Raw genomic sequence first — 1,053 nt, forward strand, 5'->3', positions numbered from 1 at the left:
GAGCTATGACTGAATCTGGTGTTTGGGCGGTTTGAAGGTTGGCGGCGTATCTGGTTGAATTGTTGTTGTGAGACAGCAGCCCAACCGAAGGAGATACACCACCATGGAAACGACTAACATTGTAGATTTTGCGCGTCGAGACGGGATGTCTGACGCGCTTACGGAATTGCTAAAGACGGGGGCACAGCAATTGATTGCGACAGCAGTTGAGGCCGAACTTGTGAGTTACCTGGCGCAATTCGCGGGTTTGCGCACTGAGGACGGTCACGCGGCTGTCGTTCGCAATGGGCACCATCCTGAGCGCCCATTTCAAACTGGCATTGGCCCTGTGAGCGTGCGTATTCCAAAGGTCCGCTCCAAGGACGGTACACCGGTGACGTTCCGATCTGCATTGGTGCCGCCCTACGTACGCAGAACCAAAACGTTGGAAGCTGCATTGCCCTGGCTTTACCTAAAAGGGATTTACAGCGGTGAGATGGCCCCAGCCCTCAAAGTTCTGTTGGGTCCTGACGCCAAGGGCTTGTCAGCAAATACGGTGTCTCGGCTTAAGCGCGATTGGGCCAAAGAATACACGGGCTGGAAAGGCGCAGATTTGGATGACGAACCAATTGTCTATATCTGGGCGGATGGTGTCCACAGCGGTCTGCGCGGTGAGGATGACAAGCTCTGTGCCCTTGTGATTGTTGGGGTCACGGCCCGTGGCAAGAAGCGTTTTCTGTCCATTGAGGACGGGGTGCGCGAAAGCATCCAAAGCTGGCGCGAAGTTCTGCTCACCCTCAAAGGTCGAGGGATGAATGTACCTAAATTGGCTATCGGGGATGGTGCTATGGGGTTCTGGGCCGCCATGGATGAGGTCTATCCCGCAACCCGCCACCAACGTTGCTGGCAACACAAGACGATGAACGTGCTCAATTGCTTGCCAAAGCTGTCCCAGCCAAAGGCCAAGGTCGCGATCCACAACATTTGGCAGGCCGAGACCAAAGACGATGCGGAAAAGGCCTTCGATCTGTTTATCAAAACCTACGAGGCCAAGTACCCAAAGGCGACGCTGTG

1 protein-coding gene is annotated in these 1,053 nt (G+C 55.0%); it reads left to right on the top strand.

Annotated features, from left to right (window positions below; all coding sequences use genetic code 11):
• Positions 1-103 precede the first annotated feature (103 nt).
• A partial coding sequence (locus PFRI_RS07170) for an IS256 family transposase (RefSeq protein WP_072630023.1) occupies positions 104-1,053 on the top strand: 950 nt, incomplete at its 3' end.

This window comes from Planktotalea frisia (assembly GCF_001890925.1).
Lineage (GTDB): Bacteria > Pseudomonadota > Alphaproteobacteria > Rhodobacterales > Rhodobacteraceae > Planktotalea > Planktotalea frisia.